This is a genomic window from Pontibacter mucosus (assembly GCF_003054055.1).
Taxonomy (GTDB): domain Bacteria; phylum Bacteroidota; class Bacteroidia; order Cytophagales; family Hymenobacteraceae; genus Pontibacter; species Pontibacter mucosus.
In genome coordinates this window covers 45,093-62,601 of sequence record NZ_QBKI01000008.1, presented here as the reverse complement: position 1 = coordinate 62,601, position 17,509 = coordinate 45,093, and the positions used below count along the sequence as shown (strand labels likewise).

Annotated in this window: 19 protein-coding genes; 14 read left to right on the top strand and 5 right to left on the bottom strand. The window is 51.4% G+C overall.

What is annotated here, in order from left to right; genetic code table 11:
• From rpmJ to C8N40_RS15460, 11 genes are all read left to right on the top strand, one after another.
• Positions 1-117 carry a 50S ribosomal protein L36 gene (gene rpmJ / locus C8N40_RS15510; RefSeq protein WP_007654264.1) on the top strand — a complete coding sequence of 39 codons (117 nt, stop codon included), beginning with the start codon at positions 1-3 and terminating at the stop codon, positions 115-117.
• A gap of 9 nt (positions 118-126) precedes the next feature.
• Complete coding sequence (rpsM, locus tag C8N40_RS15505) at positions 127-504, top strand: 30S ribosomal protein S13 (RefSeq protein WP_108212761.1); 378 nt, start codon at positions 127-129, stop codon at positions 502-504.
• Positions 505-514: 10 nt separating this feature from the next.
• Entirely contained in the window at positions 515-907 is a 393-nt protein-coding gene (rpsK, locus tag C8N40_RS15500) for a 30S ribosomal protein S11 (RefSeq protein ID WP_108212760.1), read from the top strand.
• Between the two features lie 25 nt (positions 908-932).
• Complete coding sequence (gene rpsD, locus C8N40_RS15495) at positions 933-1,538, top strand: 30S ribosomal protein S4 (RefSeq protein ID WP_108212759.1); 606 nt, start codon at positions 933-935, stop codon at positions 1,536-1,538.
• Positions 1,539-1,575: 37 nt separating this feature from the next.
• Entirely contained in the window at positions 1,576-2,565 is a 990-nt protein-coding gene (locus tag C8N40_RS15490) for a DNA-directed RNA polymerase subunit alpha (protein ID WP_108212758.1), read from the top strand.
• A 74-nt stretch (positions 2,566-2,639) separates the two neighbouring features.
• Entirely contained in the window at positions 2,640-3,170 is a 531-nt protein-coding gene (gene rplQ, locus C8N40_RS15485; RefSeq protein ID WP_108212757.1) for a 50S ribosomal protein L17, read from the top strand.
• Positions 3,171-3,248: 78 nt separating this feature from the next.
• The gene (gene carA / locus C8N40_RS15480; protein ID WP_108212756.1) at positions 3,249-4,364 is read left to right on the top strand and encodes a glutamine-hydrolyzing carbamoyl-phosphate synthase small subunit; all 1,116 of its coding nucleotides are present in this window, start codon (positions 3,249-3,251) and stop codon (positions 4,362-4,364) included.
• Between the two features lie 22 nt (positions 4,365-4,386).
• Positions 4,387-5,664, top strand: a complete 1,278-nt coding sequence (gene eno / locus C8N40_RS15475) for a phosphopyruvate hydratase (RefSeq protein WP_108212755.1) — start codon at positions 4,387-4,389, stop codon at positions 5,662-5,664.
• 89 nt (positions 5,665-5,753) lie between these two features.
• Entirely contained in the window at positions 5,754-6,050 is a 297-nt protein-coding gene (locus C8N40_RS15470) for an FtsB family cell division protein (RefSeq protein WP_108212754.1), read from the top strand.
• Positions 6,051-6,366: 316 nt separating this feature from the next.
• Positions 6,367-8,232 (top strand): Fe-S protein assembly chaperone HscA, encoded by a 1,866-nt coding sequence (gene hscA / locus C8N40_RS15465; protein ID WP_108212753.1) that lies wholly within the window; start codon positions 6,367-6,369, stop codon positions 8,230-8,232.
• A 171-nt stretch (positions 8,233-8,403) separates the two neighbouring features.
• On the top strand, positions 8,404-8,751 hold the full coding sequence (locus C8N40_RS15460) for a hypothetical protein (protein ID WP_146173580.1): 348 nt from the start codon (positions 8,404-8,406) through the stop codon (positions 8,749-8,751).
• Between the two features lie 21 nt (positions 8,752-8,772).
• Here C8N40_RS15460 and C8N40_RS15455 read toward each other — a convergent pair whose 3' ends face one another.
• Together C8N40_RS15455 and C8N40_RS15450 are read right to left on the bottom strand one after the other, a co-directional pair.
• Positions 8,773-9,120 (bottom strand): hypothetical protein, encoded by a 348-nt coding sequence (locus C8N40_RS15455; protein ID WP_108212751.1) that lies wholly within the window; start codon positions 9,118-9,120, stop codon positions 8,773-8,775.
• Positions 9,121-9,129: 9 nt separating this feature from the next.
• Positions 9,130-10,197 carry an Ldh family oxidoreductase gene (locus C8N40_RS15450; protein WP_108212750.1) on the bottom strand — a complete coding sequence of 356 codons (1,068 nt, stop codon included), beginning with the start codon at positions 10,195-10,197 and terminating at the stop codon, positions 9,130-9,132.
• Positions 10,198-10,405: 208 nt separating this feature from the next.
• Between C8N40_RS15450 and C8N40_RS15445 the strand changes: the two genes are divergently transcribed.
• Positions 10,406-12,784 carry a tetratricopeptide repeat protein gene (locus tag C8N40_RS15445; RefSeq protein ID WP_108212749.1) on the top strand — a complete coding sequence of 793 codons (2,379 nt, stop codon included), beginning with the start codon at positions 10,406-10,408 and terminating at the stop codon, positions 12,782-12,784.
• 660 nt (positions 12,785-13,444) lie between these two features.
• On the opposite strand, the gene C8N40_RS15440 is transcribed toward C8N40_RS15445, so the two are convergent.
• The 3 genes from C8N40_RS15440 to C8N40_RS15430 form a co-directional block, all read right to left on the bottom strand.
• Positions 13,445-14,377, bottom strand: a complete 933-nt coding sequence (locus C8N40_RS15440; protein ID WP_108212748.1) for a Ppx/GppA family phosphatase — start codon at positions 14,375-14,377, stop codon at positions 13,445-13,447.
• 110 nt (positions 14,378-14,487) lie between these two features.
• Positions 14,488-14,892, bottom strand: coding sequence for a hypothetical protein (locus C8N40_RS15435; RefSeq protein WP_146173579.1), 405 nt, complete (start codon positions 14,890-14,892; stop codon positions 14,488-14,490).
• 108 nt (positions 14,893-15,000) lie between these two features.
• A complete protein-coding gene (locus C8N40_RS15430) occupies positions 15,001-15,894 on the bottom strand; it encodes a class I SAM-dependent methyltransferase (protein ID WP_108212746.1) in 894 nt (297 codons plus the stop codon).
• 108 nt (positions 15,895-16,002) lie between these two features.
• On the opposite strand from C8N40_RS15430, the gene dapF reads away from it, so the two are divergent.
• Both dapF and C8N40_RS15420 read left to right on the top strand, forming a co-directional pair.
• Positions 16,003-16,779 carry a diaminopimelate epimerase gene (dapF, locus tag C8N40_RS15425; protein ID WP_108212745.1) on the top strand — a complete coding sequence of 259 codons (777 nt, stop codon included), beginning with the start codon at positions 16,003-16,005 and terminating at the stop codon, positions 16,777-16,779.
• A 115-nt stretch (positions 16,780-16,894) separates the two neighbouring features.
• Positions 16,895-17,410: a GNAT family N-acetyltransferase gene (locus C8N40_RS15420; RefSeq protein WP_108212744.1), complete on the top strand. Its 516-nt coding sequence runs from the start codon at positions 16,895-16,897 to the stop codon at positions 17,408-17,410.
• The last annotated feature ends 99 nt before the right edge of the window (positions 17,411-17,509 follow it).

Sequence of the window (17,509 nt, the reverse complement as noted above, 5' to 3'; positions counted from 1 at the left end):
ATGAAAGTCAAAGCATCAGTAAAAAAGAGAAGTGCTGAATGTAAAGTTATCCGCCGCAAGGGGAAGCTTTATGTGATCAACAAGAAAAATCCAAGATATAAACAAAGACAAGGTTAATTAATTTTTATGGCTAGATTAGCAGGAGTAGATATTCCGGATAACAAGAGAGGAGAGATCGCGCTGACCTATATTTTCGGTATTGGTCGAAGTCTTTCCAAACATATCTTAACAAAGGCCGGGGTGGATCTTGACAAAAAGGTAAAAGACTGGACTGAGGACGAGGCCGGTGAAATTAGAAATATTATTGCTGCAGAAATCAAGACGGAGGGTGTATTGAGATCCGAAGTTCAGCTGCACATTAAGCGTCTTCTTGACATTGGTTGCTACCGTGGTTTGAGACATCGTAAGGGTCTGCCGGTACGCGGACAAAGAACTAAGAACAACTCTCGCACGAGAAAAGGTAAGCGTAAGACAGTTGCTAACAAGAAGAAGGCATCTAAATAATCACTAGATCATGGCTCAGAAAAGAAAAGATAAAGCTAAAAAGCGTGTTGTAGTTGTTGAACCTACTGGCCAAGTACACATCAAAGCTTCTTTCAACAACATTATTATATCAGTAACCAATAACGCAGGACAAGTTATCTCTTGGGCTTCTGCAGGTAAGATGGGCTTCAAGGGGTCGAAGAAAAACACTCCTTATGCTGCACAGATGGCAGCTGCTGACTGCGCTAAGGTTGCTTATGACCTTGGTATGCGCAAAGCAGAAGTGTTTGTGAAAGGTCCAGGCGCAGGTAGAGAATCTGCCATCCGTACAGTTCAGAACACTGGTATCGAAGTAACCATCATTAAGGATGTTACTCCGTTGCCTCATAACGGATGCCGTCCTCCAAAACGCAGAAGAGTTTAATTCCTTAAAAGAGAATAATTAAGTAATGGCAAGATATACAGGTCCTAAAAGTAAAGTCTCAAGACGTTTCAACGAGGAGATCTTTGGTCCAAGTAAAGCACTTAAGAAGAAGAGCTACCCTCCAGGGCAGCATGGCCGCGGTCGCCGCAAGAAGCAGTCTGAATACGCAATTCAGCTTGCTGAGAAGCAAAAAGCGAAATATATCTATGGTGTTTTAGAGAAGCAGTTTGCTAACCTGTTTGATAAAGCACAAAGAAAAGGTGGCGTTGCGGGTGAAAACCTCCTGGCGCTGCTGGAGTCCAGATTGGATAACACGGTTTACCGCTTAGGTATCGCCCCAACCAGAAGAGCTGCCCGCCAGCTGGTTCTGCACAAGCACATCCTTGTTAATGGTGAGATTGTGAATATTCCTTCTTACACCCTGAAGGTTGGTGATGTTGTGTCTGTACGTGAGAAGTCTAAGTCTCTTGAGGCTATTACGTCAAGCCTGACTGTTCGTAATGCACGTCAGTTCGGTTGGTTAGAGTGGGATGCTAACGGATTGGCAGGTAAATTCATTGCCACTCCGCAAAGAGATCAGATTCCTGAGAAAATCCAGGAGCAGCTGATCGTCGAGCTTTACTCTAAGTAAGCAGCATAATCAATTAATAACCTTTAACACTGCAAGTATGTCAATATTAGCATTTCAAATGCCAGAGAAAGTTGTAATGGAAAAAGCCGACGACTTTCATGGTTTATTTGAATTCAAGCCGCTTGAAAAAGGTTACGGGGTAACCATCGGTAATGCTCTGCGAAGGATTCTTCTTTCTTCTTTGGAAGGATATGCTATAACCAGCGTTCGCATAGGTGGTGTACTGCATGAGTTCTCGTCTGTTGAAGGAGTGGTTGAGGACGTATCAGATATTATCCTTAACCTGAAAATGGTTCGCTTAAAGAAAGTGAACGAAGTGGTAGATGAGAAAATCACTGTTAACTTCAGTGGTCAGGATACTTTCAAGGCTGGAGATATAAACAGATTTACTTCTAGCTTCGAAGTGCTTAATCCAGAGCTGGTAATTTGCCACCTGGACCCAAGCGTGAACTTTGAGCTAGAAGTTACAATTCAGAAGGGACGTGGCTACGTACCGGCTGAAGAAAATAAGCCAGTTGATCAGGTGTTCGGGCAAATCTTTATCGATGCCATTTTCACCCCTATCAAGAACGTTAAGTATAGTGTTGAGAACACCCGTGTGGAGCAAAAGACCGACTACGAGAAACTAGTTCTTGACATACAGACAGACGGCTCTATACATCCAGAAGACGCTCTGAAGGGTGCCGCCAATATCCTAATCCAGCACTTCATGCTGTTCTCAGACAACACAATGACGTTTGAGACGGCCAAGCCGGAAGAAGAGGAGGCGGTAGACGAAGAACTGCTGCACATGCGCAAGGTTCTCAAGACACCACTTCAGGACATGGACCTTTCAGTTCGTGCTTACAACTGCCTGAAAGCGGCCGACATCAAAACGCTTGGTGATTTGGTGCAGCTTGATATTGCGGACATGATGAAGTTCAGAAACTTCGGTAAGAAGTCTCTGACAGAGCTGGAGAACCTGGTTCAGGAGAAAGGTCTGACTTTCGGTATGGATCTTTCTAAGTATAAATTAGAGGAAGAATAATTAATTAATCCTACGGCATAATTCCCGATCCCGCTTAGGTTGATCGACGGTATGCACGTGCACAATTCAAAATAATGAGACACGGTAAAAAAATTAACCACTTAGGAAGAACAGCTTCACACCGTAAGGCAATGTTGTCAAACCTGGCATCATCCCTTATCCTGCACAAGCGCGTTTCTACTACAGTAGCAAAAGCTAAAGCGCTTCGTAAGTATGTGGAGCCCCTGCTGACTAAATCAAAGAACGACACTACGCACTCCAGAAGAACGGTTTTCGCCTACCTTCAGAACAAGGAGTCTGTAAAGGAACTTTTTGATGAGGTTTCTGTTAAGATTGCAAACAGACCAGGTGGTTATACTAGAATCCTGAAGACTGGCTACAGACTTGGTGACAACGCAGAAATGTGTGTAATCGAGCTGGTAGACTACAACGAGGATATGCTGACTACAACTGGTACTGCTGCAGCTGGCGCCAAGAAGACTCGTCGTCGTGGCGGTAAGAAGAAGGCAGAAGGAACTGCAACTGAGGTTACGGCCGCTGAGGCTCCTGAAACTCCTGCTGCTGAGTCTAACGATGCAACTGAAGATACAAAAGATGCTAAATAAGCGCTTTATGTAAATAATTTTTAAAGGGACACGACGTTAGTCGTGTCCCTTTTTTATGTTTGTAATAAATCTCTTGCAATGAAAAAACATACTTCCTCAGAAGCAATCCTATTACTAGAAGATGGCACCGTGTTCAAAGGCAAAAGCCTCGGCCGTATCGGTACATCTGGTGGAGAGCTTTGTTTCAACACAGGTATGACTGGTTATCAGGAAATTTTTACGGATCCATCATACTACGGGCAGCTAGTGGTAAATACGGTTTCGCACGTTGGCAACTATGGGGTTATACCGAATGAGGTAGAATCCGATAAAGTGCAGATTAGCGGACTGGTTTGTAAAGACTTCTCCCATTTCTTCTCCAGGAAAACAGCTGAGAGCTCCCTACAGGAGTACTTCGAGAAAGCTGGCGTAGTAGGTATCTGCGAAATCGATACACGCGCGCTGGTGCGCCACATCCGTGACAAAGGGGCGATGAACGCCATCGTATCTTCAGAGATTACAGACATCGAGGAGCTTCGCAAGCGCCTGGCTGAGGTTCCATCCATGGTCGGCTTAGAGTTGTCCTCCAAAGTGAGCACGCCAGAAGTATATGAGCTGAAGCCAGAGGAGGTAAAGTATAGAGTGGCTGTACTTGACCTGGGCGTAAAGCGCAATAGCCTCAACAACTTTATGCAGCGTGGCTGTGAGGTGAAAGTATTCCCTTACAACACCCCGTTTGAGGAAATGGAGAAGTGGAATCCGGACGGGTACTTCATCTCCAACGGCCCCGGCGACCCTGCCGCTACCCAGGTGGCTGTGAGCAGCGTGAAGCAGATTCTGGAGAAAGAGAAGCCAATGTTCGGCATTTGCATGGGGCACCAGCTACTGGCGCAGGCCAATGGTATTGGTACCTATAAGATGCATAACGGCCATAGAGGCTTAAACCACCCGGTGAAGAACCTGCTGACCGGCAGAAGCGAGATCACCAGCCAGAACCATGGTTTCGTGGTAGATATGGAGCAGCTAAAAAGCCATCCGGAGGTGGAGATTACGCACATTAACCTGAACGATAACACCGTGGAGGGTATGCGTATGAAAACAAAGCCTGCTTTCTCCGTACAGTATCACCCGGAGTCATCACCGGGCCCGCACGACTCTACTTACTTGTTTGATGAGTTTGTGGCCCTTTTAGAGAAGAGTAAAAACAAAGTATAACTATTGTAAAAAGACAGAACGAATGAGCTTAATCACTGACATTAAAGCCAGGCAGATCTTCGACTCCCGTGGTAACCCCACGGTAGAGGTAGATGTAATGACTGAAACAGGTATAATGGGCCGTGCTGCCGTGCCTTCCGGAGCCTCTACCGGTATTCACGAGGCTGTGGAGCTCCGCGATGGAGACAAAGCCAAGTACATGGGCAAAGGCGTGCTGCAAGCTGTGAAGAACGTGAACGACAAGATAGCCGAAGAGCTTGTAGGCTTCCCGGTGTTTGACCAGAACCTGCTCGACAAGATCATGATCGAGCTGGACGGCACACCGAACAAAGGAAACCTGGGCGCCAATGCTATACTTGGTGTTTCACTGGCCATCGCGCGTGCCGCTGCCCAGGAGCTTAACATGCCGCTTTACCGTTACGTGGGTGGCGTGAACGCCAATACCCTGCCTGTGCCGATGATGAACATCCTGAACGGCGGTAGCCATGCCGACAACGCCATCGACTTTCAGGAGTTTATGATCATGCCAGTGGGTGCTCCTTCTTTCTCAGAGGCGCTTCGCATGGGGTCGGAGGTGTTCCATCACCTGAAGAACGTGCTGAAGAAAAAAGGCCTTTCTACTAACGTAGGCGACGAAGGTGGATTTGCGCCAAACATTGCCTCTAACGTAGAGGCCATTGAGGTGGTACTGCAAGCCATTGAGGCTGCTGGTTATAAGCCAGGCGACGACTTCATGATTGCCATGGATGCGGCCAGCTCTGAGTTCTACGATGCTTCTACAGGCCAGTACCACTTCAAGAAGTCTACAGGCGATAAGCTGTCTTCTTCTGACATGGTAAGTTACTGGGCCGAGTGGGTGAACAAATACCCAATCATCTCTATTGAGGACGGTATGGCCGAGGACGACTGGAAAGGCTGGAAAGAACTGACCGAAAAAGTAGGCAGCAAGTGCCAGCTGGTAGGCGATGACCTGTTTGTGACGAACGTAGAGCGCCTGCAGCAGGGTATCGATCAAGGCGTGGCAAACTCCATCCTGATCAAGGTGAACCAGATTGGTACGCTGACCGAAACCATCAATGCCATTAACCTGGGCATGCGCCACGGTTATAAGAGCGTGATGAGCCACCGTTCAGGCGAGACCGAGGACAACACCATTGCTGACCTGGCAGTTGCTCTGAACACCGGCCAAATCAAAACTGGTTCGGCTTCCCGTTCAGACCGTATGGCCAAGTATAACCAGCTACTTCGTATCGAGGAGGAGCTGGGCGAGGTAGCATACTATCCTGGCAAGAAGTTCTAAAATCTCTCTTAGAGAAAATATATTTCGTAAGGCTGTGGGTTATATAACTCACAGCCTTATTTTTGTAAGTACACCCTACCTTTTTACCTATGATACAGCGCATCCCAAAAATCTTCAGAAACTTCTATTTTATAACATCTTTTCTGTTTTTGGTGTGGATGCTGTTCTTCGACTCCAACGACTTTGTAACCCAGTACCAGATGCGGCGGGAGCTAAGCGACCTGGAGCGTGACAAGGAGCATTACCTGGAAAAGATGGCGGAAGTGGAGAAAGACCGTCGCGAGTTGATGGGTAACCCGGCCCTGCTGGAGAAATTCGCCCGCGAGAAATACCTGATGAAGCGGCCCAACGAGGAGGTGTTCATCATCGTGCCAAGGGAGGAGTAGGACGTATAGTTAAGAGTTAAAAGTGAAGAGTAAAGAGTTAGTAGAACTGCTTTAAAGTATAACTTAGCCCCCTTAGTCTTTACTTAAAGTATAAATTGGAGCAACATCAATTTATAGCGTAAGCGCCCGGCTGTGCTCCTAATGAGTAGGTGGCTTACCAGCTATGGTGCTGAATGCTGCAGCCTTATTTCCATACTTGAAGTATAAACCCCACCAACCTCTCCCTTCCCGAAACAAATCCCTGCCCAAATAATTTGTAACTTTGTTGTATAGCGCTGCTGCCGGTTGGCGGCGGGCTCACGTAAATACAGATACTATGGCAAAAGTTGCAATAAACCTTTCTACCGGATCCCTTCAGCAGGAAGAGGTGATTGTAGGCATAGATTTAGGCACGACCAACAGTTTGGTGGCCTACATCCATCCTGAAGATAAAAAGCCTATCGCGATTAACGATCAGGGCCGCGGAGCCATTGTGCCGTCGGTGGTACACTTTACGCAGCAGGGCGAGACGATAGTGGGCACCGAGGCGAAAGCGTACCTGACCACAGACCCGGCCAATACGTTCTACTCCGTAAAGCGCCTGCTGGGCAAGTCGTACAAGGACCTGGGCGAGCACAAGGACTACTACGGGTACAAGATCATCGATGACGACTCGGAGGGCCTGGTGAAGATACGGGTGAAGGATAAGTTCTACTCCCCAATAGAGCTGTCGGCGGAGATACTGAAGGAGCTGCGCGAGCGGGCGGAGCATTCCCTGAAAACCCCGGTAAACCGTGCTGTTATCACCGTTCCGGCCTACTTCAACGACTCGCAGCGCCAGGCCACACGCGATGCCGGGAAACTGGCGGGGCTGGAGGTGCTGCGCATCGTAAACGAGCCTACGGCGGCGGCCCTGGCGTACGGCATCGGCATAGACCCGAATGAGGAGAAAACGGTAGCCGTGTACGACCTAGGGGGCGGCACCTTTGACATTTCCATACTTAGCATCCATCAGGGCATCTTCGAAGTGCTCTCCACGCACGGCGACACGTACCTGGGCGGTGACGACTTCGATCGCGCCATCATCAATTACTGGATACAGGAAAACCAGCTGGTAGCCGATACCGTGCATCAGGACAAGCAACTGTCGCAGGAGCTGCGCCTGAAAGCCGAAGAGGCGAAGAAGGCACTTAGCCAGCAGCAGCTGTACGTAAGCAAGGTTGGCGAAAGTATAGAATGCGGTATTACCAGGCATAAATTTGAGGAGCTCATTGCCCCCATTGTGGCACGAACGATGGAGAGCTGCCAGCAAGCCATGGCCGATGCCAAGCTACAGCCGGAGCAGATTGATGCCGTGATCATGGTGGGAGGCTCTACGCGCGTGCCGTTGGTGTATGAGGCGGTGTCTACGTTCTTTGGAAAGCCGGCCAACAACTCCCTTAACCCGGATGAGGTGGTAGCCTTGGGTGCCGCCATACAGGCTGATATACTTGCCGGTAACCGCAAGGACATTTTGCTGCTGGACGTCACACCGCTCACGCTGGGCATTGAGACGATGGGTGGCCTGATGGACCCGATTATCCCCAGAAACTCTAAAATCCCGACCAAGGCCGGACGCCAGTATACCACCTCGGTAGACGGGCAGGTAAACATGAAGATATCGGTTTATCAGGGAGAGCGTGACGTGGTGAAGGAGAACCGCAAGCTGGCCGAGTTCGACTTGAAGGGCATTCCGGCCATGCCGGCCGGTTTCCCGAAAGTGGACGTGAACTTTATACTTAACGCCGACGGCATCCTGAAAGTAGAGGCCATTGAGCTGCGCTCCGGGGTGCGGCAGGAGGTGGAGGTAAAGCCACAGTACGGCCTGACCGACCAGCAGGTGGAGCAGATGCTGATGGACTCCATTACGCATGCCAAAGAAGACGTGGCCACGCGCATGCAGATTGAGGCCCGCACCACAGCCGAGCAGATGCTGTACCAGGTAGAGCGCTTCCTGGAGAAGAATGGCCAGCACCTGACGGAGGACGAGATAAACCTGACGCGCGAGAACGTGCAGCAGCTGAAAGACGTGCTGGCCGCCGGTGGCGACAAAGACGCCATTTACACTGCCGTAGACAGGCTGGAGGAGCAGACAAGTCCCTTTGCCGAGCGCGTGATGCAGATCTCTATTAAGCAGGCGATGGCAGGCAAGAAAATCGAGTAGAAGTATAAAGCTGCCTGAGCAAGTACAAGGCTAACTATAGATAAGAAAGGTCGACTACGCATAGTCGACCTTTCTTATTAGGAACAAAATTATACTTTGTTAATGCAATTGATAAAGTATAATTTTTATATTTATGGATAAGGTTGATGGTTGAGAAAAAACACTCCTGATATGCAAGCAATGAGAACAGCTTATCTGATCATTGGGGTTATAGTGCTACTTACCAGCGCGATAGCCTGTAAAAAAGATGATACTGTCTGTGCATGTAAACTAACAGGCCCTGTAGACGCTACCGTTGAGTTCCATGGGGATCAAGCCGCTGATGGATGCGGTTGGCTGATTCTAATCAACTCTACCTACCACTCACCTGTCAACCTGCCTGAGAGATTTCAAAAGATGGAAGAACAGAAAGTTACTCTCACTTATACCCTGCTGGACGAGGAGTATATCTGTGGCTTTCCTACGCCAAAGGCCCCTAGGTATAAAAAAATAAAAATCGTAGATATTGAGCTCAAGTAATAGGTGCGCCGCGCTGTGGTATTATTGAATCGCCTGCAGCACATACTGCAGCAGGTTAAAATTAAAGTATAGCAGCGTAACAGCCACAATTGCCCCTACCATTACGTTGGCATAGGGCGCCTCCTCTTCCTGCACCTGGCGCACACCCCAATAGACGTAAGCTACCAGGGCAAGCAGAGCGTAGAGTAGCAGGAGCACCGGAATCGCCAGCAGCACCTCCACGGAGACGAGCCGCCAAAAGTAGTTCAGCCCCAGCCAGAACAGGTTCAGCGTCCACGAAACAACCAGCATCAGCATGCTGCGCTTACCTGAGACTAAGCCTATACTTCTGAAAAACCTTGCTGCTGCCGTACCTCCTCCCGCTGCCATACTTTGTTTTTATAGTTTAATGCCGAAACGCTGGCTTAGGGTCTCCAGGTCGCGCTCCACAGGCTCCAGCAGCGGAATGCCCTGGATCATGCGTATTTCTTCCATCAAACGCTCCGGGTCGCCGGGGATTAACACAGCACCCTCTCCGGGTACCACATGTGCGCTCCGGAAAGTCTCAATCCAGTTATCCATGTGCTGTTTAAACTCATCGGCAGGACGGAAGGCATCTACACGCAGCGCGCCCAGAAAGTGGCCGATGCCTTCGCCAGGTAAATTATCCGCCACAGGCAGGAAGGCCACAAACGGCGGCACCCACGGGCCATAGTTAGCACCCGATAGCACCGCTGAAAGTATATCCACAATCGCCGCCAGGGCATACCCTTTGTGGCTGCCGTGGTCGCGGTCGGAGCCCAGCGGCAGCAAAGCACCGCCATCTTTCAGCTCGTTCGGGTTGGTAGATTCCTGCCCGTCTTTTGTCTGGATCCAGCCGAGCGGGGCCTTCTTCTCTTTTCGCTGCAGTATCTCCAGCTTGCCGTTGGCGGCGGCGGCGGTGGCCAGGTCGGCTACAAAGGGGGGCTGCCTGTTGGCGGGCACGGCCACGGCAATAGGGTTGGTGCCCAGCATGCGGTCTGTGGAAAAGGTAGGGGCCACCAGCGGCGAGGCATTGGTCATGGCGATACCGATCATGTCTTTCTCCAGGGCCATCATGGCGTGGTAGCCGGCAATGCCAAAGTGGTTCGAGTTCTTTACTGATACCCAACCTGTGCCTGCCTGCTCGGCCTTTTGCTTGGCAATGGCCATGGCGCGTGGAGCTACCACCAGCCCCAGGCCGGCATCTCCGTCTACAGTGGCGGTGCTGGGTGTTTCGTGCACGATGCGGATGTTAGGCTTGGCGTTGATGCGGCCAGCTTCCCAGAGCCTGACATAACCGCTCAGGCGGGCCACGCCATGAGAGTCGATGCCGCGCAGGTCGGCGGAAAGCAGTACTTCGGTAGCCAGCTCGGCATCCTCCGCCGGGCAGCCCATGTGCAGGAACACCTCCTGTGTAAAGTCAAAAAGTTGTCTGTATGAGTACATCTAAACGTCTTCTGTTAAGGGTGGCAAATTAAGAAATTATCAAACCAATGCCTTGCCCTATACTTTTTATGCACCTACGCACCTTACCAATACTATAAATAACTGTCCCTTCACCACTAATATTTTATTTTTTCTATACTTTACGGGCTGATAGAAGAAAAACTGGAACAAGCTTTGCCCTGGCCTCAGCAAGCAAAGCCCCTGTACTATGAAAAAAGCGCTACTACTACTCGTTATCGTCCTTGCAACCTCCTCTGTCGAGGCACAAACCAAATTGCTGTTTGAGGAAAAAACAGCCGAAGTATACCTACTGAAGTATGGCACCGGCTCCGGAGGCAGCCAGGCGCAGCTTAACAGCATCATCAATATACTAAAGGAAAACCAGGTAACTACCCGCAGCGGCAGGCCACCCCGCACGCCGGAGTTTACGCTTCGCTTTGAGCAGCAGGCGCAGATTAGCGATGCCGGCGACAAGCTGCAACTGAAGGTGCAGGTAACCAACGTACAGGTAAGCGGCAGCACCGACTACAAAGGCTTTGACTTGGCGGATGCCCTGCTGCCGGAAAAGTATAAAGCCAAAGTGCAGCTGCTGAACGCCAGAAATGAGGTGGTGCAAGTATACGACCGCACCGTAACGCTAAAATCAAACGGCGTGGCGCTGCTGCAGGAGCAGCTACCAGACACGGCCGCCAACCAGAACTACAAGCTGCAGGTGGTGGAGGAGCAGGTGGAGTATACTGCTGTGGATGTGCAGCAGCTGCGTGACCAGCTCAGCCTGGTGCGCGCATACTTTGCCGCCGACAGCAAGGTGCAACAGGCGCTGAAAGAAGTGGCGCTCGTACTGCCGGACGACATAGACCGCCTGCCCCTGCACGACCGCAAACTGCACGAGTTGGAGAAGCAGTATGAATCCCTTAAAAAGGAGAACTACACCGAAAAGCTTAACCTGAAGCAGCAGGACCCGCAGCGCCTGAAGTATAAAATGGAGCAGCTGCAGCAGGTGTTGCAGGAGCGTCGTAAGGCCGTGAACTATACGCTGGCCACCATCCATGAGCACTTCTACAACCGTGGCGTGAGCCTGCTGAACAACGGCAATGCCTCTGTGGCCCAGACATACTTTGCCAAATCCGCAGAGGCCAACCCCAGCTTCGCTCCGGCGCATGTACAGCTGGCCCGCATCGATTTGCGCAACGGTTATATCCGCGAGGCAGCTAACCGCACCCGCGATGTGCTAACCCGCATGCGTGTGGACCCACAGACTCAGCAAATGGCCTTGGCGCTGGCCCACGACATCTACGCGGCCCACATCACCGAAGGCAATCGCTTTACCACCCGTGGCGAGTATAGCTTTGCCCTGGAATCCTACGCCGAAGCCCGCGACCTGTGCAGCACCATTGGCGGCCTGCGCTGCAACATGCAGGCGCTGAACGACGGAGAGGCCCGGGCCGCTGGCGGTGTATACCGAAGTATGGTGGAAAACGGAAAACGCCTCTTGTCGCGCAACGATTTGCAGGAAGCAGAGCGGGTAGCGCGGGAGGCATTGGGTTTCCAGCGGGAGTATGATTACGTGCTGCACAACGCCACCGAAGCCGGCGACCTGCTGAGCCAAGTGAAGTTCCAGTACTACCTGGGCTATATCGATGAGGGCAAGCGCTACCTGGCGCAGCAGAATCACCGCGCGGCCTTGGGCCAGTTTGAGGAGGCGCTGACGCTGGAGCAGCAGTATACTTTCCGGCCGGTGCAGGAGCTACGGCAGTTGTCGCAGCGGGCGGCCAAGCCAGTGCTGCTGGCCATGCTGGGACAAGGTTATGAGTTGGCGATGCAGAACAGGCTGAGCAACGCCCGCCAGACAGCCGCTGAGGCCACGGCCATGCAGGAGCGTTATGCGCTGGTGCAGGACGCGGAGGTGCGGAGCAAGTATAACCTGCTGCGTGAGCGCATCTTTACCCAGGAGTGCATCAACACCCAGGCTGAGTACGACAAGCACTTCCAGAATGCGCAGGCGCTGGTTCGGGAGAAAAAGTTTATCGCGGCAGACCAGGCGTATGAAGCCGCCATTAGATCGGCGCAGGGCATGTCGGAGTGCGGCATTGCTACCTTCACGGCTACGGATGGCAGAGCAGCCATTGCGGTAGCAGCTGCTTACCAGCGCAGACTGGAAGAGGCCAGCCACCTCATCAGCAGAAACAACTATAGCGGGGCTATTTTAAAGTATGAGGAAGCCAGAACCTACTACCTGGCACAGCAGGTGAACAAATTCGGCCTGGATCACATCTCGCTCTTCAACTACGCCAACAGCCATCAGAAGCAGGCGTTCACCGCTGCCGTTGTGGCTCATTACGCGAACGAAGGCGAGGAGCAGGCGTCGATTCAGCTGCTGGCGCAGTTGCTGGAAAAAGGCTACCGCACCGGCAAGACCAAGAAAGTGCAGCAACAACTGGGGCAGCAACTCGCGCTGAAAGATACGCAGCAGGCACAGTTGCAGGACGCTAAAATCCTGTCCGTAAAGTATAGCCAGAACAATCCGGAGCTTAAGCAACTGAAGAAAACGTACGAGAAGGAGCGGAAGCGACTGGCAAAGGGATAATATTTAAGACAACTCCGGAGGTTATACTTCCGGAGCTGTTTTTTTCAGCAGGGCAAACGTTATACTTGTCTGGCGCGGGTGTCCGCTTATGACTTTTTATACTTGCCGGCTTATACTTTCATAGCCACCGCTTCCTTCCACTGGAAACAAGCTATCCTTTCTAACTGCCGTTCATCCTCTAGTTCGCACAAACCTATCATTTCATAGCTTACTTTCTGCCCTTCCAGGCCGGGAGGCCTCGCCTTCGGGCATCGCGCGGTGTTCCCTCCTTGCCTCGCTGCAGCTCGGCATGCCCTCACCGGGCACCGGATCTCACAAGGCGCTCAACCCAAAGGCTGGGATAAAGTCGATAGCCGTGGCTAACGGAGCTTCAGCCAAAGTCCCCCTTTGAAGGGGGTAGGGGGATGTTAATCGTCAACAGAGCCTTGTGTGAGGCAAGGATCCAAAATCACTTCGAAAGCCGCTGCCCTTGCTGTCATCTCGACCTTAGAGAGAGCTGGTTAGAATTCCCTATAGATCTCTCGCTGAGCTCGAGATGACAGGGAGAGTGACAAGTATAAATTCCCCTCCTTGGCTAAGGAGGGGCTAGGGGTGGTTGGACCCGGCACTGCAGAAATCACGTCAATCCTACAATCCCGTCAATCCTGATTCAGACAATCATTATTTCTGCAGCATCTCATACAGCACGCCTTCTTTCAGCGCGTAGGATGACGTGCGGATTTCCTGGAGGGTATACTTTTGCAGCACAAAATCCACCAGTATACTTGCCAGCACAATCATATCCACGCGCATCTCCAGCATGCCGGGTATGGCCAGGCGCTCGTCGTGGTTCTTGCGGAGCAGTTCTTCGTGGATGGCATAGTAATCGGCGATACTTATACTTGATGCGGGCGGTATATTTTGCTGGCGCGAGGTGTCGCCGTGGCGGAGGGCGTTGATGTCGCAGAGAGTATCGAAGGTGCCGGAGGAGCCTACGAGGATGGTTGGTTTATACTTTGCCACGGCCTCAGTGAGGGGCTGCAGGCGCTCGTTCAGGTAGTTTTTTTCAGCGGCTATACTTTCGGCGGGTATCGGGTCGGCGGTGAAGAACTGGTCCATCAGGCGCTGTGCTCCAATCTCGAAGCTGCGTTTCCAGAAGATCTCCTGGTTGTTGCAAAGTATAAACTCCACACTGCCGCCGCCAATGTCCATGAGCAGGGCTGCCTGCTCGTCCAGCGCGCCTGCGGTACGTACACCGTAGTAAATCAGTTCGGCCTCGCGGGCGCCGTCAATCACTTCTACCTGTATGTCGGTTTGCTTGTAGATGTCCTTTATAAAATCATCGCCGTTGGCTGCGTTGCGCACCATGCTGGTTGCCATCGCCCGGACCGTCTTCGCGCCATACTCATCTATGGTGCTGCGGAACTGACGCAGCGTTTTCAGCGCACGCTCGTAAGCCTCGGGGGCAATGTTGCCGTTGCTGATGCCGCCCTGCCCCAACCGTACCGGCACTTTAGTTTTGTAAAGCTCCGTTAGTTGGCCCTGTTCATCCACCTCCACTACCAGCAGGTGAAAGGTGTTGGTTCCCATATCGATTAGTGCGAGGCGGTTCATTTGATTGTTAGTTGTTAGTTGATTGTTGAATATAACGCGCTTTACATCTAAAGTTGTAATGTTGAAACGCCAACTGTAGTGTAGCAGAGATAGCAAGACAAGGAACTACCTTACTTATATACTTTTAGCTCTAAGGAGACATTGGAGTAAGTGTCAGTATGAAAATTAACTCCTTGACCAGCTTCCAGGTAGATTTCTGTCGGGCTATTAAACCGTATTCTCATAACTGCATGAGTTGGAGGCGTTGATACCCAAAGGGTGCTTTTATTGATATCAACCGGCTGACTTAGCGTGCCTAAGTATTTTCCTCTACTAGTTCTTGACCATTCTATTGTTATGTTCAACGTATTCTCAAGCACAGTGGCAACTGGGGCATCTTCATCTTGTTGATTTAGCAAAGCTGTGTAAGTACGGTAAGGTGCAAGTTCCTCGAAATTTTTATCCTCATCACAACCCATGAGAAGTATTAAACATAAAATAGTAGTTAGCCTGAACACGGGTGTGAAAAGTTTCATAATATGTACTTAATATTTTGCTTGAGAAGTGTGATTTGTGAATTAATTAGTTTTGATTTTGGATAAGAAGTCACCTGCTTTAAAGTGCTTGGCTGGGAAATTATTTCCCTACCTCCCCACCGAAGTAAACCTGAAGAACGTCCCCAGCGGCAGTTTCCTGTCGCCGCCGTCCAGCAAGTATAGCTCGCCGAGTTCCTCATTCTTCACCATCTCGCCAAATGTGCCGCGCATCAGGTTGTCGAGCACCAGTGCTGAGAAGCCCATGGAGTAGAGGTTAATCAGCAGGAAGTAATCGGTGCCGTCCAGCATCTCGCGGCAAAGCTTTATCATCTCGTTCAGTTCGTCTTCCAGCTGCCATTTTTCGCCGTTCGGGCCGCGGCCGTAGCTGGGCGGGTCCAGGATGATGCCGTTATACTTGTTGCCACGCTTCACCTCGCGACGGGCGTACTTCATGGCATCTTCCACAATCCAGCGCACGTTGTCCAGGTTACTGGCTTCCATGTTGTCGCGGGCCCAGAAGTTAACCTGCTTTATCGAGTCCAGGTGCGTCACGTCGGCGCCGGCGGCTTTGGCGGCCAAGGTGGCAGCTCCGGTGTAGGCAAACATGTTCAGCACCTTAGGCTGGGGCGTTTTCAACTGACGGGTGGTGTCGTAAATAAACTTCCAGTTGCTGTCCTGCTCTGGAAACAGGCCCACGTGCTTAAACGACGACAAGCCCAAACGGAAACGCAACTTCAGGTCATTATACTTGTAGTTGATGAACCACTGCTCCGGCATCCCTTTCTTCAGTTTCCACTGGCCTTTTTCCTGGCTGCCTTTGTCGCGGGTAAACACGGCCTGCGCCAGGCGCTGCCACTCCTGTTCGGGCAAGTGCTTGTCCCAGATGGCCTGCGGCTCCGGCCTGGCCACGTAATACTGGCCAAATCGCTCCAGTTTCTCGAAATTTCCGCTGTCTACCAGCTCATAATCAGGCCAGTTTTCTGTTGTAAGAAAGGAATACATATCTTTGTCGTTTATTTCAGGCGAGGCGCCCGTAAGGGGGTAAAATTACGCATTATCCGCCACACCATAAAAAGTGCACGAACCTGCTGTTTTTATTGTTTCAGATACATGGGAATCAATTTTTTCAAATACCAGGGCACCGGTAACGACTTCGTGATGATCGATAACCGGAAGATGACGTTCCCGGGCGAGAACGAAGCGCTGGTAAAACACCTGTGCGACCGCCGCACCGGCGTGGGTGCCGACGGACTTATATTGCTGCAGGACCATCCGGACTACGACTTTGAGATGGTGTACTATAACGCAGACGGGCGTGTGGGCTCCATGTGCGGAAACGGCGCGCGCTGCACCGTTCGTTTTGCCCGCCAACTGGGCGTGATTGAGGACGTAGCCTGCTTTCTGGCCGCCGATGGCGAGCACCAAGCCAGCGTAGAGCGCGACCTGATTCAGCTGAAGATGAACGACGTGAAGCAAGTGGAACGAATTGGTGAAGACTATTACCTGAACACCGGCTCTCCGCACTACATCCGTTTTGTAGACAATGTGCAAGGGATGGATGTGTATGAAGAAGGCCGCGCCATTCGCTACAACGACCGTTTTGCAGCCGTGGGCACTAATGTAAACTTTGTGCAGAAAATTGGCGAGAACGAGATATTTGTGCGCACCTACGAGCGCGGCGTGGAAGACGAAACCTTGTCGTGTGGCACGGGTGTAACAGCCGCTGCGCTGGTGGCAGGCATGGAGGGCATGCAGAGCCCGGTAAAGGTAAAAGTGCTGGGCGGCGAACTGCAGGTGGCCTTCGAGCGCTCCGGTGCAGATAACTTCAAGTACATTTACCTGATCGGGCCGGCAAAGCAGGTGTTTACCGGCTCAGTTAATGTATAAATCATAACCAAGGATTAACCCGTCGTTCTAACTATAAAAGAAGGCTTTCGGCAAGTATAAATTGTCGGGAGTCTTTCTTTTTTATACCTTGATGCATGTATAAAGCATAGTTGACGTGTTTCTGAAAGCAGATAATACCTACCTCCGCGCCCTGGAGCCGACCGACCTGGATTTCCTGTATTCGCTGGAAAACGACACATCGGTGTGGCACGTGGGCAACACCCTTACACCATACTCCAGGTTTGTGCTGGAGGCCTACCTCGAAAACGCTGCCCAGGACATTTACACCGTGAAGCAGCTGCGCCTGGTTATCTGCAACCACGGCCAACAGGCCATCGGCGCCATAGACCTGTATGATTTTGACCCGCTGCACCGACGCGCAGGCATTGGCATTGTGGTAACCGCCGAGCACCGCGGCAACGGCCACGCCAAAGAAGCCCTGCACCTGTTGCTTGGTTACTGCCAAAGCAAACTGCAGCTACACCAGGTATACTGCTCAGTTACCGCCACCAACCTGCCAAGCATCCACCTTTTCACGCAGGCCGGTTTTCAGCAAGTAGGCGTGAGAAAAGAGTGGCTCAGAACTCTTGACGGCTGGGAGGATGTCGTGGAGTTCCAGAAGGTTTTCTGATGGTTTAGCCGTGATAGCACCCTGTTAAACCCCACCCCAGCCCTCCCCTAAAAACAGGGGAGGGCGTTTCGGCAGTACCGGTTCCAACCACCCCTGCCC